Origin of the sequence: Pseudomonas sp. CCI4.2, from assembly GCF_034350045.1 — a bacterium.
Classification (GTDB): Bacteria; Pseudomonadota; Gammaproteobacteria; order Pseudomonadales; family Pseudomonadaceae; genus Aquipseudomonas.
The window spans coordinates 1,863,022-1,884,713 of record NZ_CP133781.1 but is presented as its reverse complement, the minus strand read 5'-3'; the positions used below and the strand labels follow the sequence as shown (position 1 = coordinate 1,884,713).

Here is a 21,692-nt window from a genome sequence, read left to right as displayed (position 1 = left end):
TCCGACATCTTTTTCAGCCCATCGAGAGGCGTGCGGCCCCCCCGCGAGGCCGATGGCGCGCAGGAAGCCCGGATTAATAAGATGGCATTGAAATCCCACGCGTTTCGTAAAAAATTTCCGTTGCTCATAACCGGCAGTTTGCTGGCGATGCAACCTTTAGCCACCCAATTCGTGGTTGCCGCGGAACAGTATGACTGCTCAGTCTCTGCTTCGGGCACCTGGGATTGCGCGCCGAAAGTGAACGCTGTTCAGCTGCCACCGCGCCCCGTGCATAGCGTGGACGGTATCAGTACGAACGGCCAAAGCCCTCCGGACGGCGGCTCAACGGGTGGCGAAAAAGCCCCCATCACGCTTGTTACCGAAGCCAAAGGCTATGGTTTGAAGTCGCGCAGTGCTGACTACAGCCACCTCGATTGGGTTCCTCGAGAAAAACTGACCCCTGCGCAATTGGCTGAAACCGGCCCTTATTGCTCGGGTGCGTACGTCGAGCCGATCCGTCCTGGCATGAACGACAAGACGAAAATGAGCGACGCGCCGATGTTTGTCGGTGCCAAAGCCTCTCGTTATGAGCAGGAAGCTCAGGTCGCGACGCTGGCCGGTGACGTTGTATTGCGTCAGGGCAGCATGCAGGTCCAGTCCCAAGAAGCCAGCCTGTATCAAGCAGAAAACCGTGGCGAACTGAACGGCGATGTCCGTTTGCGTCAAAACGGTGCCTTGATAGTCGGCGACCACGCTCAGATTCAGCTCGATACGGGTGAAGCCCAAATCGACAACGCCGAATACGTGATGCACAAGTCCAACGTGCGCGGTAGCGCTCTGTACGCCAAGCGTGCCGAGAACGCGATCATCCGCCTCAAGGACGGTACTTACACCACCTGCGAACCCAACAGCAACGCTTGGGAAATCAAGGGCAATAACATCACGCTGAACCCGGCCACCGGCTTCGGTACAGCGACCAACGCCACACTGCGGGTCCACGACGTACCGGTGTTCTACACCCCGTATATCTACTTCCCGATCGATAGCCGTCGCCAGTCAGGTTTCCTGCCACCGTCCGTTTCAAGTGGTGGTAATTCAGGCGCAATGTTGGTCACGCCGTACTACTTCAACCTGGCGCCGAATTACGATGCCACGTTGTATCCGCGCTTCATGACCAAGCGCGGCACAATGCTCGAAGGCGAGTTCCGCTACCTCACCAAGTCGAGCGAAGGCACGATTGGGGGCGCGTTCCTCAACGACCAGGACAATGATCGTAAGCTGCAGACTGACGCCAAAGACACGCGTTGGATGGTCCATGTTCAGGAGAAAAGCGGTCTTAACTCTCGCTTGACTACTGACGTCGATTACACCGACATCAGCGATCCGTACTACTTCCAGGATCTGCAAAGCGATGTCATTGGTGTCGAGAAGCGCGACTACATCAACCAGCAAGGTGCAGTGAACTGGCGTGGTGATAACTACACCGCTCGCTTGAACCTGCAGGGTTACAAGCTGGCCAGTGTTTCCGACATCACGCCGTATAACCGTCTGCCGCAGATTACCTTTAATGGTGCGCTGCCTTATCACCCAAGCGGATTGGATTTTGCGTATGAAACAGAAGCCGTGCGGTTTGAACGAAACCTGCAAAACGGTGACTATTTCGACAAAGATGGTTTCGGCACATCTCGACTAGATAACAACGTTTTTGGCCTCGCTCGAGCAGAAGGCGACCGTCTGAACCTTGCGCCGTCCATGAGCCTGCCGATGAGCTGGACTTACGGCTTTATCACGCCGAAGCTCAAGTACGTGTATACCAAATATGATCTGAATTTAAGCGGTCTAGGCCAGCAACAGATTATCGATGGCCAAACGGCCGCTGCAGCAGCGAACACTAAGTACTTGAGTGGCCAGTTCAATAGCTCTATTGACCGTAGCATTCCGGTCTTCAGCGTTGACAGTGGTCTGTACTTCGACAGAAATACCCAATGGTTTGGTAAAAACTATCGCCAGACCCTGGAACCTCGCCTGTTCTACCTGAACGTGCCGTACAAAGATCAGAGTGACATCCCGATTTTCGACTCGGGTGAAACGACGTTCAACTACGGATCACTGTTCCGCGACAACCGTTTCGTGGGTACCGACCGCATCGGCGACGAGAACAAACTGTCCCTGGGTATCACTAACCGATGGATTGAAGACAACGGCTTTGAACGCCAGACCTTCAGTATCGGTGAAGCGGTGTACTTCAAGGATCGCAAGGTACAATTGCCGGGCATCGATTACGCCACTCGCGCGGACTCTACAGCCGGCCGTTCACCTTACGCCCTTGAGTACGCTTACCGCTTCAACCACGACTGGCGTGCAACATCCGATTTCAACTGGGATCCGGACAGCAAAAAAACCCGTTCTGGCAGTGCGATGATGCACTACCAACCTGAAGACAACCCAAACAAGGTTGTTAACATCGGCTATCGCTATCGCAACGACCAGATTCGCTACGACCAGAACACCGGTACGTGGAAAGTGGGCGGTGGGGATCTCGGCACACCAGGGCAACCGGGTTACATCAAGGATTACTACAAGATTCAGCAGCATGACTTCTCGGTCATCTGGCCGGTTGCTCCGCAGTGGAACGTAATCAGCCGCTGGCAGTTCGACTACAACCGCAGCCGTACGCTTGAAGCCTTTGGTGGTTTTGAATATGACAACTGCTGCTGGAAACTGCGTTTGATCGACCGCTACTGGGTTGACTACAACGAATTCAGCCAGGACATCACTCAGAACGAAAAAGGCGACCACGGCATCTTCTTACAAGTCGTGCTGAAAGGACTTGGCGGTGTTGTTGGCCAAAAAGTTGAAAGCTTCCTCGACAAAGGCATCCAAGGTTATCGTGAACGTGAAGACCAAGCTTTCTAACTGTCTGCGCCCACTGATGTTGGGCGCGTTACTCCTGGGCACCTCGGCGCACGCCGAGGTGCGGTCCCTCGACAAGGTCGTGGCCATCGTCGATAACGACGTGATCATGCAGAGCCAACTGGACGAACGTGTCAAGGAAGTACAGCAAACCATCGCCAAACGTGGCGGCGGTGTGCCTCCAGCGAACGTGCTGGATTCGCAAGTGTTGGAACGCCTGATCGTTGAGAACCTGCAGCTGCAAATCGGCGATCGCTCCGGTATTCGGATCACCGACGAAGAGTTGAATCAGGCAGTAGGCACTATCGCCCAGCGTAACAACATGTCGGTGGATCAATTCCGCGCAGCCCTGACCCACGACGGCTTGTCTTATAACAACGCTCGTGACCAGATTCGTAGGGAAATGATCATTAGCCGCGTACGTCAACGTCGTGTGGCTGAACGTATCCAAGTGTCAGAGCAAGAAGTGAAAAACTTCCTCGCTTCCGACATGGGCAAGATGCAAATGTCCGAGGAATATCACCTCGCCAACATCTTGGTCGCCACCCCGGACAGTGCCTCTTCGGACGCCATCCAGGCTGCGGCCCGTCAAGCTCAGGATATTTACCAGCAGCTCAAACAAGGCGCTGACTTCAGCCAACTGGCCATCGCCAAATCCAAAAGCGATAACGCCTTGGACGGCGGTGATATGGGCTGGCGCAAAGGCGCTCAACTGCCACCACCCTTCGACACCATGCTCAGCAACATGGCGATTGGCGATATCACTCAGCCCACGCGCACTCCCGGCGGTTTTATTATTTTGAAACTGATGGAAAAACGCGGTGGCCAGGGTCAAGCACAGATGAAAGACGAAGTTCATGTTCGCCACATCCTGATCAAGCCGAGCGAAATTCGTAGCGAAGACGAGACCCATCGCCTCGCCGAGCGTCTGTATGAGCGCATCAAAAATGGCGAAGACTTTGGTGAGCTGGCCAAAAGCTTCTCTGAAGATCCGGGCTCGGCACTCAACGGTGGTGACCTGAACTGGGTCGACCCGAACCAATTGGTACCGGAATTCCGCGCCGTCATGGCCGACAGCCCGGTAGGCGTGTTGTCCAAACCGTTCAAGTCTGCTTACGGCTGGCACATCCTGGAAGTCCTTGGCCGTCGCGCTACCGACAGCAGTACAGAAGCGCGTGAAGAGCAAGCGAAGACAGCGCTGCGCAACCGTAAATATGATGAAGAGCTGCAAACCTGGCTGCGTCAGATTCGTGACGAAGCCTACGTTGAAATCAAGCTTCCTGCTGCTGATCAGCCCGACCAGGCTGACCAGGTCACAAAGTGAAAGCAAAGCGCTTCGCTCTGACACCCGGCGAGCCGGCCGGCATAGGTCCAGACCTGTGCCTGTTGCTCGCCTCGCAACCTCAGCCGCACCCCCTGATTGCCATTACCAGCCACGACCTACTCATCGAGCGGGCCGTGCAACTGGGTGTGGCTGTCAATTTATTGCGGGTAACGCCTGATGCCTGGCCTGACCTGCCCGCCCCGGCTGGCAGCCTGTATGTATGGGACACCCCGCTGAATGCAACCGTTGTCACCGGAGAGCTGAACAAGGCCAACGCAGCGTTCGTGCTGCAAACCTTGACCCGCGCCGGACAAGGCTGCATCAATGGCGACTTTGCCGGGATGATTACTGCTCCGGTACACAAGGGTGTGATCAACGAATCCGGGATCGCTTTTTCAGGCCATACCGAGTTCCTGGCCGAGCTGACTCACACCGAACAGGTCGTGATGATGCTCGCCACCGGTGACTTGCGCGTTGCGTTGGTGACGACCCACCTGCCGTTGCGCGATGTCGCCGACGCAATCACCTCCGAGCGCCTCGAGCGGGTCACACGAATCCTGCATGCCGATCTGGTCAATAAGTTCGGCATCGCCCAACCGCGTATTCTGGTCTGCGGTCTTAACCCCCATGCAGGGGAAGGCGGTCACCTGGGCCGTGAAGAAATCGACATTATCGAACCTACCTTGGAGCGCCTGCGCGGCGAGGGCCTGAATTTACGGGGTCCATTACCTGCCGACACTCTGTTTACCCCCAAATATCTGGAGCACTGCGATGCAGTGCTGGCGATGTACCACGACCAAGGTTTGCCTGTACTGAAGTACAAAGGTTTTGGCGCCGCCGTCAACGTGACCCTCGGCCTGCCGATCATCCGCACGTCGGTGGATCATGGCACCGCATTGGATCTGGCTGGCAGTGGCAAGATCGATACCGGCAGCCTGAAAGTCGCCCTGGAAACCGCCTATCAGATGGCCGAGACTCATTAATGACCGAGTTATTTCAACACAAGGCGCGCAAGCGTTTTGGACAAAACTTCCTGCATGACGCTGGCGTGATCGACAAAATCCTGCGAGCCATTCGTGCTAAACCGGAAGACCGTTTACTGGAGATTGGTCCGGGCCAAGGCGCTCTGACCGAAGGCCTGCTGAGCAGCGGGGCGCAACTGGACGTGGTTGAGCTGGACAAGGACTTAATCCCGATCCTGATTCATCAATTCGGCAGCAAGCCCAACTTTCATTTGCATCAGGGCGATGCGTTGAAGTTCGACTTTACCAGCCTGAATGCAGCACCCAGTAGCCTGCGCGTGGTGGGTAACCTCCCGTACAACATCTCGACACCTCTCATCTTTCTACTGCTGCAAAACGCAGGTTTGATCCGCGACATGCATTTCATGTTGCAAAAGGAAGTGGTCCAGCGCATGGCCGCGGGTCCTGGCGGTGGTGATTACGGCCGCTTGTCGATCATGGTTCAGTACCATTGCCGAGTTGAACACCTGTTCAACGTCGGGCCCGGCGCATTCAATCCGCCGCCGAAAGTCGACTCGGCCATTGTTCGCCTAGTGCCTCATGAAGTCTTGCCGCACCCGGCAAAGGATCACCGTGCCCTTGAACGCGTTGTCCGCGAAGCCTTCAATCAGCGCCGCAAAACCCTGCGCAACACCCTCAAAGCGCTGCTTACCAATGACGAGATCATTGCTGCCGGCGTCGACGGCAGCCTGCGGCCTGAACAACTGGACCTTGCAGCGTTCGTCCGCCTGGCGGACAAACTGAGCGATCAACCTATCGCAGAGTAGAGTCCAAGGCGTCTTGGAGACCATTCACAGGCACATTGCTAGTAAGGATGGTTTTTTATCTCGGCTATTTATGCCGAGAATGCCCTAAACTGAATTTCTCCGGTATTGTCCGGCTTTTTCCGCTTTTGCTTTTAGGGCCCATTGCATGTCCGATCCTCGCTATCAAGTCGACGTCAGCGTCATTACGCGCTTTCTCGTAGAGCAGTCGCAACCCGAGCAAAATCGTTTCGCGTTCGCGTACACAGTCACCGTGCACAACAGCGGAGAGTTACCGGCCAAGTTGCTTTCACGGCATTGGGTAATCACCGACGGTGACGGTCATGTCGAGGAGGTTCGTGGCGATGGCGTAGTCGGTCAGCAACCCCTGATCAAATCCGGGCACAGCCATACCTACAGCAGCGGCACCGTCATGATGACCAAAGTCGGCAATATGCAGGGCAGTTATCAAATGCTGGCCGAAGACGGCAAGCGCTTCGACGCCGTAATTGCACCCTTCCGCCTCGCCATGCCCGGCGCCCTGCACTGATGGCGGTGTATGCCGTCGGCGACCTACAAGGTTGTCTGGAACCGCTGCAGTGTTTGCTTGAACACGTTGCCTTTGATCCGAGCAAGGATCGCCTCTGGCTGGTAGGGGATTTGGTCAACCGTGGCCCGGCGTCGCTGGAGACCTTGCGTTTCCTCTACGGCATGCGCGATTCGCTGGTATGCGTTTTGGGTAACCACGATCTGCATTTGCTGGCTGCCGCTCACAACATCGAGCGGCTAAAAAAGAATGACACGTTGCGCGAAGTGCTCGAAGCGCCGGACCGCACTCCGTTACTTGAATGGCTGCGCCAACAGAAACTGATGCATTACGACCCGGTCCGTAAAATTGCGATGGTTCACGCGGGTATTGCGCCGCAATGGACGCTGAGCAAAGCCCTCTCGTATGCCCAAGAAGTTGAAACCGCTCTGCGCGATGACAACCTGTACGAGCCGTTTCTCGATGGTATGTACGGCAATGAACCCGCTAAATGGCAGCCCAGCTTACAAGGCATAACTCGCCTACGGGTCATCACCAACTATTTCACCCGCATGCGCTTTTGCACCAGCGACGGCACCCTCGACCTTAAAACCAAGGAAGGTGTCGGTACCGCTCTTCCAGGTTATGCCCCTTGGTTCAGCCACCAAGAACGCAAGACCCGCGGCCAGAAAATAATTTTTGGCCATTGGGCAGCACTTGAAGGTAAATGCACCGAGCCCGGTCTATTTGCCCTCGACACCGGGTGTGTCTGGGGCGGCGCAATGACGCTGCTTAACGTCGACACGCTAGAGCGCCATAGCTGCGAGTGCGACGCGAAAGGGCTGGCCGATGCCAATCCCGTGTCATCAAAGCGTGTTGGTCTACACATTATTAGCAAGGGTTAGAATCCACTTCTTGCGCAGTCCTCAGGAGCCCCGGCCATGACCGAATTCAAACGTATCCCCCCTGCACAAGCCCACTCGCTGCTTGAAGACGGCGCAGTGCTGGTCGACGTCCGCGATCAACAAACCTTCGCGGCCAATCACATTCCTGGCGCGCAGCATCTGGACAACCATTCCATCGCCGACTTCATCGCCAAGGCAGATCTGGATAAACCGCTGGTTGTGGTCTGCTATCACGGCAACTCTAGTCAAAGCGCCGCCGCCTACCTAGTCGGTCAAGGTTTCTCTGACGTTTACAGCATGGATGGCGGTTTTGAATTGTGGCGAAACACCTACCCGGACGAAACCGCTCAGGGCACGTTGGAATAATTTTTTTATCCCCGCCGATCCCGCGCCCTGAGCGGGCTCGCGAGCAAACGGACGAACGGTTAGCCCGACTAATCAATCAATACTCGTGGATGTCTGTGATTCCGAACTATCCTTAGCCTAGGCCATCCGAATCAGGGGAGAGCCGGTACACCGGCGCGCGGGTCATCGGTAGTAACTTTATGGTGTTCTGGGGGGTAAATGGCAGCTGGAGTTTTCAGCTGCATGCCAGCATCGACTGACGATCCGCCGCCGGCTCAACGTATCGAGCGAGGTGACGTCATGAGTATTTTTAGCCACTTCCAACAACGCTTCGAATCAACACGTCAAGAAGAGCTCTCGCTGCAGGAGTATCTTGAGCTTTGCAAAAGTGATCGTAGTGCCTACGCCTCTGCGGCAGAACGTCTTCTGCTGGCCATTGGTGAACCCGAGTTGCTCGATACGTCGGCCAACTCTCGGCTGTCGCGCATCTTTTCCAATAAAGTGATTCGTCGCTACCCAGCGTTCGAAGACTTCCATGGCATGGAAGAGTGCATTGACCAGATCGTCTCTTACTTCCGCCACGCTGCTCAGGGCCTGGAGGAGAAGAAACAAATCCTCTATCTGCTCGGCCCGGTGGGCGGCGGTAAGTCCTCGCTGGCAGAAAAACTCAAACAGCTGATCGAAAAAGTACCGTTCTACGCCATCAAGGGTTCTCCGGTATTTGAATCTCCGTTGGGCTTGTTCAATGCCACCGAAGATGGCGAGATCCTCGAAGAGGATTTCGGTATTCCCCGACGCTACCTCAGTACGATCATGTCGCCGTGGGCGACCAAACGTCTGGCTGAGTTCGGGGGCGACATCAGCCAATTCAAAGTGGTCAAACTGTACCCATCGATTTTGAATCAAATTGCCGTAGCGAAAACCGAACCCGGCGATGAAAACAACCAGGATATTTCTGCGTTGGTCGGTAAGGTCGATATTCGCAAATTGGAAGAATTCCCACAAAACGACGCCGACGCTTACAGCTACTCGGGCGCACTCTGCCGGGCTAACCAAGGCCTGATGGAATTCGTCGAAATGTTCAAGGCGCCGATTAAGGTCTTGCACCCTCTGCTTACCGCCACCCAAGAAGGTAACTACAACAGCACCGAAGGGCTCGGGTCGATCCCGTTCACCGGCATCCTGTTGGCCCACTCCAACGAATCGGAATGGCACAGTTTCCGCAATAACAAGAACAACGAAGCCTTCATTGACCGGATTTACATCGTCAAAGTGCCGTACTGCGTACGGGTCAGTGATGAAATTAAAATTTATGACAAGCTGCTCTTCAACAGCTCCCTGGCCAAAGCCCACTGCGCGCCCGACACCCTGAAGATGCTCGCGCAATTCACCACGCTGTCACGTCTCAAGGAGCCTGAGAACTCGAACATCTATTCGAAGATGCGCGTTTACGATGGCGAAAACCTGAAAGACACTGATCCGAAGGCCAAATCGATTCAGGAGTACCGCGACAACGCAGGCGTGGATGAAGGCATGAATGGCCTGTCAACGCGCTTCGCGTTCAAGATTTTGTCGAAAGTCTTTAACTTCGATCCGCACGAAATCGCGGCCAACCCCGTGCATCTGCTGTACGTACTGGAACAACAAATTGAGCAGGAACAGTTCCAGGCCGAGACCCGTGAGCGGTACCTGCGCTTTATCAAAGAGTATTTGGCGCCGCGGTACATCGAGTTCATCGGCAAGGAAATCCAGACCGCATACCTGGAGTCCTACAGCGAATACGGACAAAACATTTTTGACCGCTACGTGCTTTATGCAGACTTCTGGATTCAGGATCAGGAATATCGTGATCCTGAAACCGGTGAAATTCTTAACCGAGTTGCGCTGAACGAGGAGCTGGAAAAAATCGAGAAACCGGCTGGCATTAGTAATCCGAAGGATTTCCGCAACGAGATCGTTAACTTCGTGCTGCGTGCCCGCGCCAATAACAACGGCAAAAATCCTACCTGGCTCAGCTACGAAAAATTGCGGGTCGTCATCGAGAAGAAAATGTTCTCGAACACGGAGGATCTGCTGCCGGTCATCAGCTTCAACGCCAAGGCCAGCAAAGAGGATCAGCAAAAGCACAACGATTTCGTTACTCGGATGGTCGAGCGTGGCTACACCGACAAACAGGTACGGCTGTTGTCTGAGTGGTATTTGCGGGTCAGGAAATCGCAGTAAGGCAGCGGCAAGCGACACCTTGCAAGCCACAGGCACGCGCATGCGGGCGTGCTTGCGGTCATTGCGGTTGACCGCTTGTCTTTAAGCTTCCAGCTCGCAGCTTGAAGCTTGTAACTTAATGCTGCCCGGAGGGCCACGTATGAGTTATGTGATCGACCGACGTCTCAATGGCAAGAATAAAAGCACGGTGAACCGCCAGCGCTTCCTGCGGCGTTACCGTGATCACATTAAAAAAGCAGTCGAAGAAGCCGTCAGCCGCCGTTCCATCACCGACATGGAACACGGCGAACAAATCAGCATCCCCGGTCGGGATATCGATGAACCGGTTCTGCATCATGGTCGCGGCGGCAAACAAACCGTTGTCCACCCCGGCAATAAAGAATTTACCACCGGCGAGCACATTGCCAGGCCTCAAGGTGGCGGTGGCGGGAAAGGGCCTGGCAAGGCGAGCAATTCCGGCGAAGGCTCCGATGAGTTCGTGTTCCAGATCAGCCAGGAAGAATTTCTCGAGTTCATGTTCGAAGACCTTGAGCTTCCCAACCTGGTAAAGCGCAACCTAACCGGTACCGACACGTTTAAAACCGTGCGGGCGGGCATCAGCAACGAAGGTAACCCGTCGCGCATCAACATCATCCGCACCCTGCGGTCTGCCCATGCACGGCGCATCGCACTCTCTGGCAGCAGCCGCGCTAAATTGCGTGAATCAATCACCGAGCTGGAACGCATGAAGCGTGAAGAGCCGGACAATTTCGGCGATATTCGCGACTTGGAAGCTGAAATAGAACGGTTGAAAACCCGTATCCACCGGGTCCCTTATCTGGACACTTTCGATCTCAAATACAACCTGCTGGTCAAACAGCCGAGCCCCAGCTCCAAAGCCGTCATGTTTTGCCTAATGGATGTTTCCGGCTCCATGACTCAAGCGACCAAGGACATCGCTAAACGTTTTTTCATTCTGTTGTACCTATTCCTCAAGCGTAATTACGACAAAATCGAAGTCGTGTTCATTCGCCACCACACCAGCGCCCGCGAAGTGGATGAAGAGGAGTTTTTTTACTCACGAGAAACCGGCGGCACCATTGTTTCCAGCGCACTGAAACTGATGCAGGAAATCATGGCCGAGCGCTACCCCACCAACGAATGGAACATTTACGCGGCCCAGGCTTCCGACGGCGATAACTGGAACGACGACTCACCGATCTGTCGCGACATCTTGGTCAAGCAGATCATGCCCTTCGTGCAGTACTACACTTACGTGGAAATTACCCCACGCGAACATCAGGCGCTGTGGTTCGAATATGAACGTATCAGCGACGAATTCCCCGACACGTTTGCCCAGCAACAGCTGGTATCTGCCGGTGATATCTATCCGGTATTCCGAGAACTCTTCCAGCGCAGGTTAGTGACATGACCGCTAGAGAGCAGAAGCGTCAACCGCTGTCCACGGGTTCAGAATGGACGTTCGAGCTGATCCAGGCCTACGACCGGGAAATCAGCCGCATTGCCGAACGTTATGCGCTGGACACTTACCCCAACCAGATCGAGGTGATCACTGCCGAGCAGATGATGGACGCTTATGCGTCTGTCGGCATGCCGCTGGGCTATCACCATTGGTCCTACGGCAAACACTTCCTCAGTACCGAGAAGTCCTACAGCCGAGGCCAAATGGGCCTGGCGTACGAGATCGTGATCAACTCCGATCCCTGCATCGCTTACTTGATGGAAGAGAACACCATCTGCATGCAGGCATTGGTGGTGGCACACGCCTGTTACGGGCATAACAGCTTCTTCAAGGGCAATTATCTGTTCCGCACCTGGACGGACGCCAGTTCGATTATTGATTATCTGGTGTTCGCCAAGCAGTACATCATGCAGTGCGAGGAACGCCATGGCATTGATGCAGTGGAAGATTTACTGGATTCCTGCCACGCACTGATGAACTACGGAGTTGACCGATACAAACGTCCCTATCCGATTTCTGCCGAGGAAGAACGCCGTCGGCAGAAAGACCGTGAGGAACATTTGCAGAAGCAGATCAACGATCTGTGGCGCACCATTCCGAAAAGCGCAGATAAAAATAGCGACAAGGATAATGCTCGCTTCCCCGTCGAACCTCAGGAAAACATCCTCTATTTCATCGAAAAACACGCGCCACTGCTTGAACCGTGGCAGCGTGAAGTGGTGCGGATCGTTCGCAAAATTGCGCAGTATTTTTACCCACAGCGTCAGACTCAGGTCATGAACGAGGGCTGGGCAACCTTCTGGCACTACACGCTAATGAATGATCTCTACGATGAAGGCCTCGTCACCGATGGTTTCATGATGGAGTTCCTGACGTCGCACACCAGCGTTGTTTATCAGCCCGGCTTCGATAGCCCCTACTACAGCGGTATCAATCCTTACACCCTAGGGTTCGCAATGTACCGGGATATTCGACGCATTTGCGAGCATCCCACAGATGAAGACCGGCACTGGTTTCCGGACATCGCTGGCAGCGATTGGCTGGCCACGATCAAATTCGCCATGAGCAGCTTCAAGGACGAGAGTTTTATCCTGCAGTACCTGTCGCCCAAGGTGATTCGCGACCTCAAGCTGTTCAGCATCATGGACGACGATCAGAAGGATGACCTGCTGGTTCCGGCCATTCATAACGAACCCGGCTACAAGACGATTCGTGAAACCTTGGCAGCTCAATACAACTTGGGAAATCGCGAACCTAACATACAGATTTACAGCATTGATCGGCGCGGTGACCGCTCGCTGACGCTACGTCATCAGCAGCACGACCGTAAACCGCTGGGCGACTCCACTGACGAGGTGCTCAAACACCTGCACCGCTTATGGGGCTTTGATATTCACCTGGAGACGTTACAAGGCGATCAGATCATGAAAACCCATCACGTCCCACCGAGAGGCGAACACGCCGATAGTGAATATCCCCGGCTCGATTTGGCGGTCGTTCACCTATAAGACTTGAGTTGCGAGCTTCAGGCGCCAAGCCTCAAGCGTGTAGCTCGCTCTTTTCACTTTTGCCTCCGTAAGTAACGACTCAAAGGTTTATCCTGTCGCGCTTACGGAGGTTTTTTATGCAGATTTATAAAGTAGGGGGCGCGGTGCGGGATCGCCTTCTCGGTAAAGCGGTCGCCGACATTGACTGGGTCGTCATCGGGGCCACTGCCGATGAAATGCTTGCTGGCGGGTATCGCCCGGTTGGCTCGGACTTTCCAGTGTTCTTGCATCCCAAGACCGGGGAGGAATACGCCCTCGCCCGCACTGAACGCAAAAGCGGCGTTGGCTACGGCGGCTTCACCTTTCATGCGAGCCCCGAGGTCACACTTGAAGAAGACTTAGTCCGTCGCGACTTGACCATTAACGCGATTGCCGAAGATGGCGAAGGGAATTTAACTGACCCTTACCACGGCCAAGAAGACCTAAAAGCCCGTATTTTACGCCACGTTTCTCCGGCATTCGCCGAAGATCCATTGCGGGTACTGCGTGTCGCTCGCTTCGCAGCACGTTACGCCCCAGACGGTTTCACCATAGCGCCCGACACCTTGTTACTGATGCGACAGCTCAGTGAGTCGGGCGAATTGCAGGCATTGACGGCGGAGCGTAGCTGGAAAGAAATCTCCCGCGCGCTGATGGAAAATCAGCCACAGGTGTTCATTCGGGTATTGCGCGAATGCGGCGCACTGGAGGTGCTATTTCCTGAGGTAGATGCGCTATTCGGCGTACCGCAGCCAGCCGCTCATCACCCCGAAATCGATACCGGCGAGCATATTCTTAGCGTCCTTGAACAGTCGGCTGCTCACCAACAGCCGTTGAGCGTGCGCTGGGCTTGTCTCCTGCATGACGTGGGCAAAGGGCTGACACCCGAGAGCGAATGGCCACGGCATATTGCGCACGAACACACCGGGCTGCGCCTGATAAAAGCCGTGAACACCCGCTTCAAAGTGCCGCGCGATTGCCAGGAACTGGCGCTGCTGGTCGGTCAGTACCACACCCATGGTCACCGAGCCCTTGAGCTAAAGGCTTCAACCTTGTTTGAGCTGCTGCAAAGCTTCGATATCTACCGTCGGCCACAGCGCTTTGAGGAGTTTATTGCCGCCTGCGAGATGGATGCGCGAGGTCGCCTGGGGTTCGAGCAGCGCGACTATCCGCAGGCGGACTATCTGCGCGGTGCCGCTGACGCAGCGCGAAGGGTGACTGCGCAGCCGTTGCGTGATCAGGGTTTTGAAGGGCCGCAGCTGGGTGAAGCACTAAAGCGTGAACGCCTGAACGCAGTCAAAGCCTACAAAAGCTCTCAAAATCTGTAGAAGCCCACGTTTTGGCGAGACGGTTTATCTGAAACAAAACGCCGCCTATTCGCCAACAAGTTGGTTCCTACAGGGTGTTGTCAGACGAATCAGGGGGTCAATTGCTGCCCGCGCCACTCAAACGAAACAGGCGCTAATGCCTGGTCGATATTCGCCTCTCGCCACAACGCCTCAAGCGTCTTGTTGACACCCGGGTGCAAACGCTCCGGCGCTATCAACGACAGTGGCCATAGCACAAATGCATTTTTGAGGATTTCCGCGCGAGGCAGAATCAAACCATCGAAATTGCCGACCAGCTCACCAAAAAGCAGCACGTCGATGTCCAGTGGCAAGCCCTTGCGCTCAGGGGCATAACGGCCATTGTCCGCCTCGATGAATTTCAAACGACGGTCCAATTCCATCAGCGGCAGATCGGTATACGCCGTAACCACCAGATTGAAAAATGGACCGCTTTTGATCCCCACCGGCTGGCTTTCAAACACCGGGGAACAGGTCATGCCCTGCAAAAAACTGTCGAGTGCCTCAAGCCCTGCGTGCAGGTTTTTTTCGCGCTCGATATTGCTACCGAGGCCAAGGAATATCTGAGTTAGCGGCATCCGCGCTCGATCTCCACGCCCACACCAGACGCTGCCGAAACGGCGCCGGGCTTGGTCAACTTGAGGTGCATCCAAGGGATTTGAAACTCACTCATCAGCACCTCCGTAAGACGCTCGGCGAACGTCTCCACCAACTGAAATTGTGCCTGCTCGGCGAAGGCCTGTATTCGCGCTGAAACGCTGGCGTAGTCGAGCGCCTTGCTGAGGTCATCACCTGCCGCAGCAGGCCGATTGTCCCAGGCGAAGCTCAGGTCGAGACGCAGGCATTGGCGAATGCCACGCTCCCAGTCGTAGGCGCCGATGACCGTATCGACTTCCAGACCCTCGATAAAAACTCTGTCCAAGCACTGTTCTCCGCTGCACGACAAGGGCGCGATGCGCCGTTAGAATCAGGGCAAACTCGCCCGGAGTGGTTTGCATGTTTTGGTTACTGGCGATTCTCGCCTACCTGCTTGGCTCACTGTCCTTCGCCATCTGGCTCAGCCAACTCACCGGCAGCCCAGACCCCCGCGCCAGTGGTTCGGGTAACGCCGGCGCGACCAACATGTTGCGCCTGGCGGGGAAAAAACTTGCGGTTTTAACTCTCATCGGCGACCTGTGCAAAGGCTTGCTGGCGGTTCTCGCTGCCAAACTGCTAGGGCTCGACCTGCAAGAACAAGCATGGATAGGACTGTGTGCGGTACTCGGTCATCTTTTTCCGGTGTACTTCCGCTTTCGCGGCGGAAAGGGCGTTGCTACAGCTGTCGGCATGTTGCTGGGACTCTATCCACCCGCCGCAGCCCTCGCGATATGCGCCTGGCTGCTGGTAGTGTTCCTGACCCGTACCAGCTCACTCGCCGCGCTGATCGCGCTCCCACTGACCTTGCCGGTACTGGCATGGCAGGAGCCGCAAGCGCTGCTCCCAATGAGCTTCCTGACCGTGCTCATCGTATGGCGCCATCGCGGTAATTTACGCGACCTGCTTGCAGGGCGCGAACGGCATTTCTGAATGTGTCGGATGAACCGGGCTCATGCCAACCCCCTCACAAACCCGTCAACTGCTCCATTGGCCACCGCGCCTGCACGCTGATGCTCAAATCCTCTTTTTGCCCAGCCTGTAAACGCTGGCACCCGGCGAACGCAATCATCGCGCCGTTATCGGTGCAGAACTCAGGCCGCGCATAGAACACCTCGCCATGAAGCTCGCCCAGCATTTTCTCCAGCGACACGCGCAATGCCTTGTTGGCACTCACGCCGCCAGCGATGACCAGCCGCTTTAGACCCGCCTGCTTGAGGGCTCGTTTGCACTTGATGGTCAAAGTCTCTACCACCGCATGCTGGAAGGCCAGGGAGATGTCGCAACGGGTTTGCTCACCGTCGTCCCCAGCGCTTTGGCGTTGCTGCCAAGTGTTCAGGGCGGAGGTTTTCAAACCACTGAAACTGAAATCCAGCCCCGGCCGATCGGTCATGGGCCGCGGAAATACAAACCGCCCCGGCACACCCTGACTGGCCAGCCGCGCGATTTCCGGACCGCCTGGGTAATGCAGACCCATCATCTTCGCGGTCTTGTCGAACGCCTCACCCGCAGCATCGTCCAGCGTCTCGCCCATCAGCTCGTACAGGCCAATGCCGTCCACCCGAACCAACTGGGTATGACCGCCCGACACCAACAACGCGACGAACGGAAATTCCGGCGGTCGCTCTTCCAGCATGGGTGCCAGCAGGTGTCCTTCCATGTGGTGCACGCCCAAGGCGGGAATGTCCCAGGCAAACGCCAGCGCCTGAGCGCAAGAAGCGCCCACCAAAAGAGCGCCCACCAGACCCGGACCTGCCGTATAGGCAATGGCATCGATATCGGTCGCCACACAGTCGGCGTCAGCCAATACCTGACGGATTAATGGCAGCATTCGCTTGACGTGATCCCTCGACGCCAGCTCGGGCACAACGCCACCGTAGGCGCGATGCAAATCAATCTGGCTAAATAATGCGTCAGCCAGCAGACCTTTTTCACTGTGGTAAAGTGCGACACCCGTTTCATCGCACGATGTCTCTAATCCCAGTACTAGCATGGGTTTGCGCCTTGTAGAGGCTGAATTGAAGGGGCGCATAATAAGCGTCGCTCCAAGCGCCGACCAGCGCTTTTCGATCAGAGGCTTTGCATTCCTCTCAATGAGGGGTTAACATCCGCAACCCTTAAAAACCGACGTACTTAAGTGCAGTTTTGCACCAGACGTTGACCCCGGTAATGAAAGAAGGTAGCTCTGGATGCCAGCCGTCAAAGTTAAAGAGAACGAACCCTTCGACGTAGCTCTGCGTCGTTTCAAGCGCTCCTGCGAAAAAGCCGGTGTTCTGGCTGAAGTTCGTAGCCGCGAATTTTACGAGAAGCCGACTTCTGAGCGTAAGCGTAAAGCAGCAGCCGCTGTTAAGCGTCACGCCAAGAAAGTACAGCGCGAACAGCGCCGCGCCGTTCGTCTGTATTAATTTACAGACAACCGTCGCAAGCTTCTGCCACGCCCGGCCTTCAAAGCCGGGCTGCCGGCAGTTGCATAACAAGCCTCATGCTTCACTGACAGAGGCTGTCTAAGCCGCAGGTGCATGCCAACTGCGACTCAGACAAATCCCGTCAAGACACGTCAGCTCTGATTTCCGACAAGGATTCAGGTTGTATTGATCACGTCTACACTGACGACGACCAATGCACATGACGAGCACGCCTAATTGATCTTCGTAAGGAGTTCAATCAGGCAGCGTCTCCCAATGTCAGCTTAGTGAACACACTGGCCCGCAATGGCCGCTGTTGTTACGTTTTAGTTTCGCCACGATTTTTCTGGCGGGCAGTCTGATGATGAGAACGCCATGGCAGGGCTAATTCCCCAAAGCTTCATTGACGACCTTCTGAACCGCACCGACATTGTCGATGTTGTCAGCTCACGTCTACAATTGAAGAAAACCGGGAAGAACTACAGCGCCTGCTGCCCGTTCCACAAAGAAAAAACCCCATCGTTCAGTGTCAGCCCCGACAAACAGTTTTATTACTGCTTTGGCTGTGGCGCAGGCGGCAATGCATTGGGCTTCATGATGGACCACGACAACCTGGATTTTCCTCAGGCCGTCGAAGAACTTGCTAAAGCCGCCGGCATGGAAGTGCCGCGCGAACAGAGCGTCAAAGGGCAAAAGCCTCGTCAGCCGACCGACTCACCGCTTTACCCTCTGCTGACGGCGGCCGCCGAATTTTATCGTCAGGCCCTGAAAAGCCATCCGACGCGCAAAGCCGCCGTGGATTATTTGAAAGGTCGCGGCCTGTCCGGTGAAATCGCTCGCGATTTCGGCCTTGGCTTTGCTCCACCCGGCTGGGACAACCTGCACAAACACTTGAGCAGTGACACGCTTCAGCAGAAGACCATGATTGATGCGGGCCTGCTGATCGAAAATGCCGAGACCGGCAAACGCTACGACCGCTTTCGTGACCGCGTGATGTTTCCCATCCGCGACAGTCGCGGACGCGTCATCGCTTTTGGCGGCCGGGTATTGGGCGATGACAAGCCCAAGTACTTGAACTCACCGGAAACACCTGTATTTCATAAAGGACAGGAGCTGTACGGCCTTTATGAAGCACGGAAGTACAGTCGTAACCTTGATGAAATAATCGTCGTCGAGGGCTACATGGACGTCATCGCCCTCGCCCAACAAGGCTTGCGCAATGCCGTTGCTACGCTTGGCACCGCGACCAGCGAAGACCACTTGAAAAAGCTTTTCCGGGTCGTGCCTAACGTACTGTTTTGTTTTGATGGCGACCAGGCAGGCCGTAATGCCGCTTGGCGAGCGCTAGAGGCAGCACTGCCCAGCTTGCAGGATGGACGCCGGGCGCGTTTTTTATTTCTGCCCGAAGGTGAAGATCCAGACACGCTGGTCCGCTCCGAAGGGACAGACGCGTTCAAGGCGCGAATCAATCAGCATGCACAACCGCTGGCTGACTATTTTTTCGAGCAGCTGACCAAAGAGGCCGATCCGCGCTCGCTGGAGGGGAAAGCCCACATGGCAACCCTGGCCGCGCCGCTGATCGACAAGGTACCGGGCGCAAACTTAAAAACGCTCATGCGTCAGCGCCTGACTGAAATTACCGGGCTCAACACTGAGGCCATGCATCAACTGGTACAGAGCGCGCCGCAAGAAGCACCTCCCAGTTATGACCCGAACATCGATTACGACGCTATACCGGATTACGCTGACTTTCAGCCAGCCAGCACTTATGACGCTCAACCTGACTGGACCAAGAAAGCCGGCGGTCAGAAAAAGTGGGAAAAGAAACCTTGGGACAAGAAGGGTAAACGACCCGACTTCGAACCCCGAGGCCCTCGTACGCCAGCGACGGTAGAACCGCCGACACTCACCGCATTGAGAACACTTCTGCATCATCCGCAACTGGCCGAGAAAGTCGAAGATGCCAGCCACTTTGCTGCAGAAGATCATATTTACGCGCAATTACTGGTCGCTCTGCTGGAAGCACTGCAGAAAAATCCGAAGCTGCGTTCACTTCAATTGATTGCGCGTTGGCATGGCACAGAACAAGGCCGACTGTTACGCGCATTAGCAGAGAAAGAATGGCTGATTGAGGCCGATAACCTTGAACAACAGTTTTTCGACACTATAACTAGCTTATCCGCCCGCCAACGCGAGCGCAGCCTGGAACATCTGATCAGGAAAGCACGGCAATCCGAACTGAGCGCAGAAGAGAAAGTTCAGCTACGTGATCTATTAATTCGTAATGTTCCTGCACAAAACCCGACCTCAACTGGCGCGTGAGGTCATAGCTCGGGTATAATCCTCGGCTTGTTTTTTGCCCGCCAAGACCTTCAGTGGATAGGGTGTTATGTCCGGAAAAGCGCAACAGCAGTCTCGCCTCAAAGAGTTGATTACCCGAGGTCGTGAGCAGGGTTACCTGACTTACGCGGAGGTCAACGACCACCTGCCCGAAGATATTTCAGATCCGGAGCAAGTGGAAGACATCATCCGCATGATTAACGACATGGGGATCAACGTATTCGAGAGTGCCCCGGATGCGGATGCACTCCTGTTGGCTCAAGCTGACACCGATGAGGCGGCCGCAGAAGAAGCGGCCGCAGCATTGGCGGCAGTTGAGACCGACATTGGTCGCACCACCGACCCCGTGCGCATGTATATGCGTGAAATGGGTACGGTCGAGCTTCTGACCCGTGAAGGCGAAATTGAAATCGCCAAGCGTATTGAAGAAGGCATCCGCGAAGTGATGGGCGCAATTGCGCACTTCCCTGGCACGGTTGACCATATTCTTTCCGAGTACACACGTGTCACGACCGAAGGTGGACGCCTTTCTGACGTTCTGAGCGGTTATATCGACCCGGACGACGGCATCGCGGCTCCCGCCGAGGTCCCACCTCCTGTAGATCCCAAAGCGGCGAAGCCAGAAGGCGACGACGAAGAGGAAGAAAAGGAAGAGGGAGCAACCGAGGAAGAGGAAGAAGTCGAAAGCGGCCCTGACCCGATCATCGCAGCAGCGCGCTTCGGTGCGGTTTCCGATCAAATGGAAATCGCCCGTAAAGCGCTGAAAAAGCATGGTCGTGGCAGCAAGCAGGCTACTGCCGAACTCATCGAGTTGGCCATCCTGTTCATGCCGATCAAACTGGTTCCTAAACAGTTTGAAGGTTTGGTCGAGCGTGTTCGCAGTGCACTAGAGCGCTTGCGTGCTCAAGAGCGAGCGATCATGCAGCTGTGCGTACGTGATGCACGTATGCCTCGCGCCGATTTCCTTCGCATGTTCCCGGGCAACGAAGTCGACGAGAGCTGGACCGACGCACTGGCTAAAGGCAAAAGCAAATATGCTGAAGCCATTGGCCGTCTGCAAGTCGATATCCAGCGCTGCCAGCAGAAGCTGACCGCACTCGAAACCGAAACAGGTTTGAAGATTTCCGAGATCAAGGACATCAACCGTCGCATGTCGATCGGTGAGGCCAAGGCCCGCCGCGCGAAGAAAGAGATGGTTGAAGCGAACTTGCGTCTGGTGATCTCAATCGCCAAGAAGTACACAAACCGTGGCCTGCAATTCCTCGATCTGATCCAGGAAGGCAATATCGGTTTGATGAAAGCGGTGGACAAGTTCGAATACCGTCGTGGTTACAAGTTCTCGACTTATGCCACCTGGTGGATCCGTCAGGCGATCACTCGCTCGATCGCCGACCAGGCCCGCACCATCCGTATTCCGGTGCACATGATCGAGACGATCAACAAGCTCAACCGTATTTCCCGGCAGATGTTGCAGGAAATGGGTCGCGAACCGACCCCGGAAGAGCTGGGCGAACGCATGGAAATGCCTGAGGATAAAATCCGCAAGGTATTGAAGATCGCTAAAGAGCCGATCTCCATGGAAACGCCAATTGGTGATGACGAAGATTCGCACTTGGGTGACTTCATCGAAGACTCGACTATGCAGTCGCCAATCGATGTTGCCACGGTCGAAAGCCTCAAAGAAGCGACGCGCGAAGTGCTCTCGGGCCTTACCGCTCGCGAAGCCAAAGTACTGCGTATGCGCTTCGGCATCGACATGAATACTGACCACACGCTGGAAGAGGTTGGTAAACAGTTTGACGTAACGCGTGAGCGAATCCGTCAAATCGAAGCCAAGGCACTGCGCAAGCTGCGGCACCCGACGCGAAGCGAGCACCTGCGCTCGTTCCTCGACGAGTAAGTAGACAGGCAACACCAAACCCCCGGCTTGCCGGGGGTTTTGCGTCATGCAGAATTAACTTTTCGTGCGCCTTCTTACCGGCTTGGGCCCGACTACACTC

17 protein-coding genes and 2 pseudogenes are annotated in these 21,692 nt (G+C 55.4%); 16 read left to right on the top strand and 3 right to left on the bottom strand.

All coding sequences use genetic code 11. The features are described 5' to 3' along the window. Positions 1–81: 81 nt before the first annotated feature. The 12 genes and pseudogenes from RHM65_RS25300 to RHM65_RS08360 all read left to right on the top strand — a co-directional run. Positions 82–277, top strand: a pseudogene (locus RHM65_RS25300) (hypothetical protein); the annotation flags it as partial. A 71-nt stretch (positions 278–348) separates the two neighbouring features. Then, a pseudogene (locus RHM65_RS08410) lies at positions 349–2,895 on the top strand (LPS-assembly protein LptD); the annotation flags it as partial. Next, on the top strand, positions 2,876–4,216 hold the full coding sequence (locus RHM65_RS08405) for a peptidylprolyl isomerase (protein ID WP_322166384.1): 1,341 nt from the start codon (positions 2,876–2,878) through the stop codon (positions 4,214–4,216). The pseudogene RHM65_RS08410 and the gene RHM65_RS08405, both read left to right, overlap by 20 nt. Beyond that, positions 4,213–5,199 carry a 4-hydroxythreonine-4-phosphate dehydrogenase PdxA gene (gene pdxA / locus RHM65_RS08400; protein ID WP_322166385.1) on the top strand — a complete coding sequence of 329 codons (987 nt, stop codon included), beginning with the start codon at positions 4,213–4,215 and terminating at the stop codon, positions 5,197–5,199. The genes RHM65_RS08405 and pdxA overlap by 4 nt, the downstream gene beginning before the upstream one ends. Further along, on the top strand, positions 5,199–6,005 hold the full coding sequence (gene rsmA, locus RHM65_RS08395; RefSeq protein ID WP_322166386.1) for a 16S rRNA (adenine(1518)-N(6)/adenine(1519)-N(6))-dimethyltransferase RsmA: 807 nt from the start codon (positions 5,199–5,201) through the stop codon (positions 6,003–6,005). Before pdxA ends, rsmA begins: the two co-directional genes overlap by 1 nt. A gap of 145 nt (positions 6,006–6,150) precedes the next feature. After that, entirely contained in the window at positions 6,151–6,531 is a 381-nt protein-coding gene (gene apaG, locus RHM65_RS08390; RefSeq protein WP_322166387.1) for a Co2+/Mg2+ efflux protein ApaG, read from the top strand. Then, positions 6,531–7,412, top strand: a complete 882-nt coding sequence (locus RHM65_RS08385) for a symmetrical bis(5'-nucleosyl)-tetraphosphatase (RefSeq protein WP_322184707.1) — start codon at positions 6,531–6,533, stop codon at positions 7,410–7,412. Before apaG ends, RHM65_RS08385 begins: the two co-directional genes overlap by 1 nt. A 36-nt stretch (positions 7,413–7,448) precedes the next feature. Further along, positions 7,449–7,778, top strand: coding sequence for a thiosulfate sulfurtransferase GlpE (gene glpE, locus RHM65_RS08380; protein ID WP_322166389.1), 330 nt, complete (start codon positions 7,449–7,451; stop codon positions 7,776–7,778). 279 nt (positions 7,779–8,057) lie between these two features. Continuing rightward, positions 8,058–9,980 (top strand): PrkA family serine protein kinase, encoded by a 1,923-nt coding sequence (locus RHM65_RS08375; protein ID WP_322171194.1) that lies wholly within the window; start codon positions 8,058–8,060, stop codon positions 9,978–9,980. 139 nt (positions 9,981–10,119) lie between these two features. Beyond that, complete coding sequence (locus RHM65_RS08370; protein ID WP_322166390.1) at positions 10,120–11,391, top strand: YeaH/YhbH family protein; 1,272 nt, start codon at positions 10,120–10,122, stop codon at positions 11,389–11,391. Further along, the gene (locus RHM65_RS08365) at positions 11,388–12,950 is read left to right on the top strand and encodes a SpoVR family protein (RefSeq protein WP_322166391.1); all 1,563 of its coding nucleotides are present in this window, start codon (positions 11,388–11,390) and stop codon (positions 12,948–12,950) included. The genes RHM65_RS08370 and RHM65_RS08365 overlap by 4 nt, the downstream gene beginning before the upstream one ends. A gap of 116 nt (positions 12,951–13,066) precedes the next feature. Continuing rightward, complete coding sequence (locus tag RHM65_RS08360; protein ID WP_322184705.1) at positions 13,067–14,296, top strand: multifunctional CCA addition/repair protein; 1,230 nt, start codon at positions 13,067–13,069, stop codon at positions 14,294–14,296. Positions 14,297–14,385: 89 nt separating this feature from the next. On the opposite strand, the gene folK is transcribed toward RHM65_RS08360, so the two are convergent. Next, positions 14,386–14,892, bottom strand: coding sequence for a 2-amino-4-hydroxy-6-hydroxymethyldihydropteridine diphosphokinase (folK, locus tag RHM65_RS08355; protein WP_322184703.1), 507 nt, complete (start codon positions 14,890–14,892; stop codon positions 14,386–14,388). Continuing rightward, the gene (folB, locus tag RHM65_RS08350) at positions 14,883–15,236 is read right to left on the bottom strand and encodes a dihydroneopterin aldolase (protein ID WP_322166394.1); all 354 of its coding nucleotides are present in this window, start codon (positions 15,234–15,236) and stop codon (positions 14,883–14,885) included. Before folB ends, folK begins: the two co-directional genes overlap by 10 nt. A 74-nt stretch (positions 15,237–15,310) precedes the next feature. Between folB and plsY the strand changes: the two genes are divergently transcribed. After that, a complete protein-coding gene (gene plsY / locus RHM65_RS08345) occupies positions 15,311–15,880 on the top strand; it encodes a glycerol-3-phosphate 1-O-acyltransferase PlsY (RefSeq protein ID WP_322166395.1) in 570 nt (189 codons plus the stop codon). A 34-nt stretch (positions 15,881–15,914) separates the two neighbouring features. Here the strand turns inward: plsY and tsaD are convergent, their stop codons facing one another. Further along, entirely contained in the window at positions 15,915–16,940 is a 1,026-nt protein-coding gene (gene tsaD / locus RHM65_RS08340) for a tRNA (adenosine(37)-N6)-threonylcarbamoyltransferase complex transferase subunit TsaD (RefSeq protein WP_322166396.1), read from the bottom strand. Between the two features lie 196 nt (positions 16,941–17,136). Here tsaD and rpsU point away from each other — a divergent pair, with 196 nt between their 5' ends. The 3 genes from rpsU (at position 17,137) to rpoD (ending at position 21,592) form a co-directional block, all read left to right on the top strand. Then, positions 17,137–17,352 (top strand): 30S ribosomal protein S21, encoded by a 216-nt coding sequence (gene rpsU / locus RHM65_RS08335; RefSeq protein ID WP_002551877.1) that lies wholly within the window; start codon positions 17,137–17,139, stop codon positions 17,350–17,352. A 375-nt stretch (positions 17,353–17,727) separates the two neighbouring features. After that, positions 17,728–19,674 carry a DNA primase gene (gene dnaG, locus RHM65_RS08330; protein ID WP_322166397.1) on the top strand — a complete coding sequence of 649 codons (1,947 nt, stop codon included), beginning with the start codon at positions 17,728–17,730 and terminating at the stop codon, positions 19,672–19,674. Between the two features lie 67 nt (positions 19,675–19,741). Continuing rightward, on the top strand, positions 19,742–21,592 hold the full coding sequence (gene rpoD / locus RHM65_RS08325) for an RNA polymerase sigma factor RpoD (RefSeq protein ID WP_322166398.1): 1,851 nt from the start codon (positions 19,742–19,744) through the stop codon (positions 21,590–21,592). Positions 21,593–21,692 lie beyond the last annotated feature (100 nt).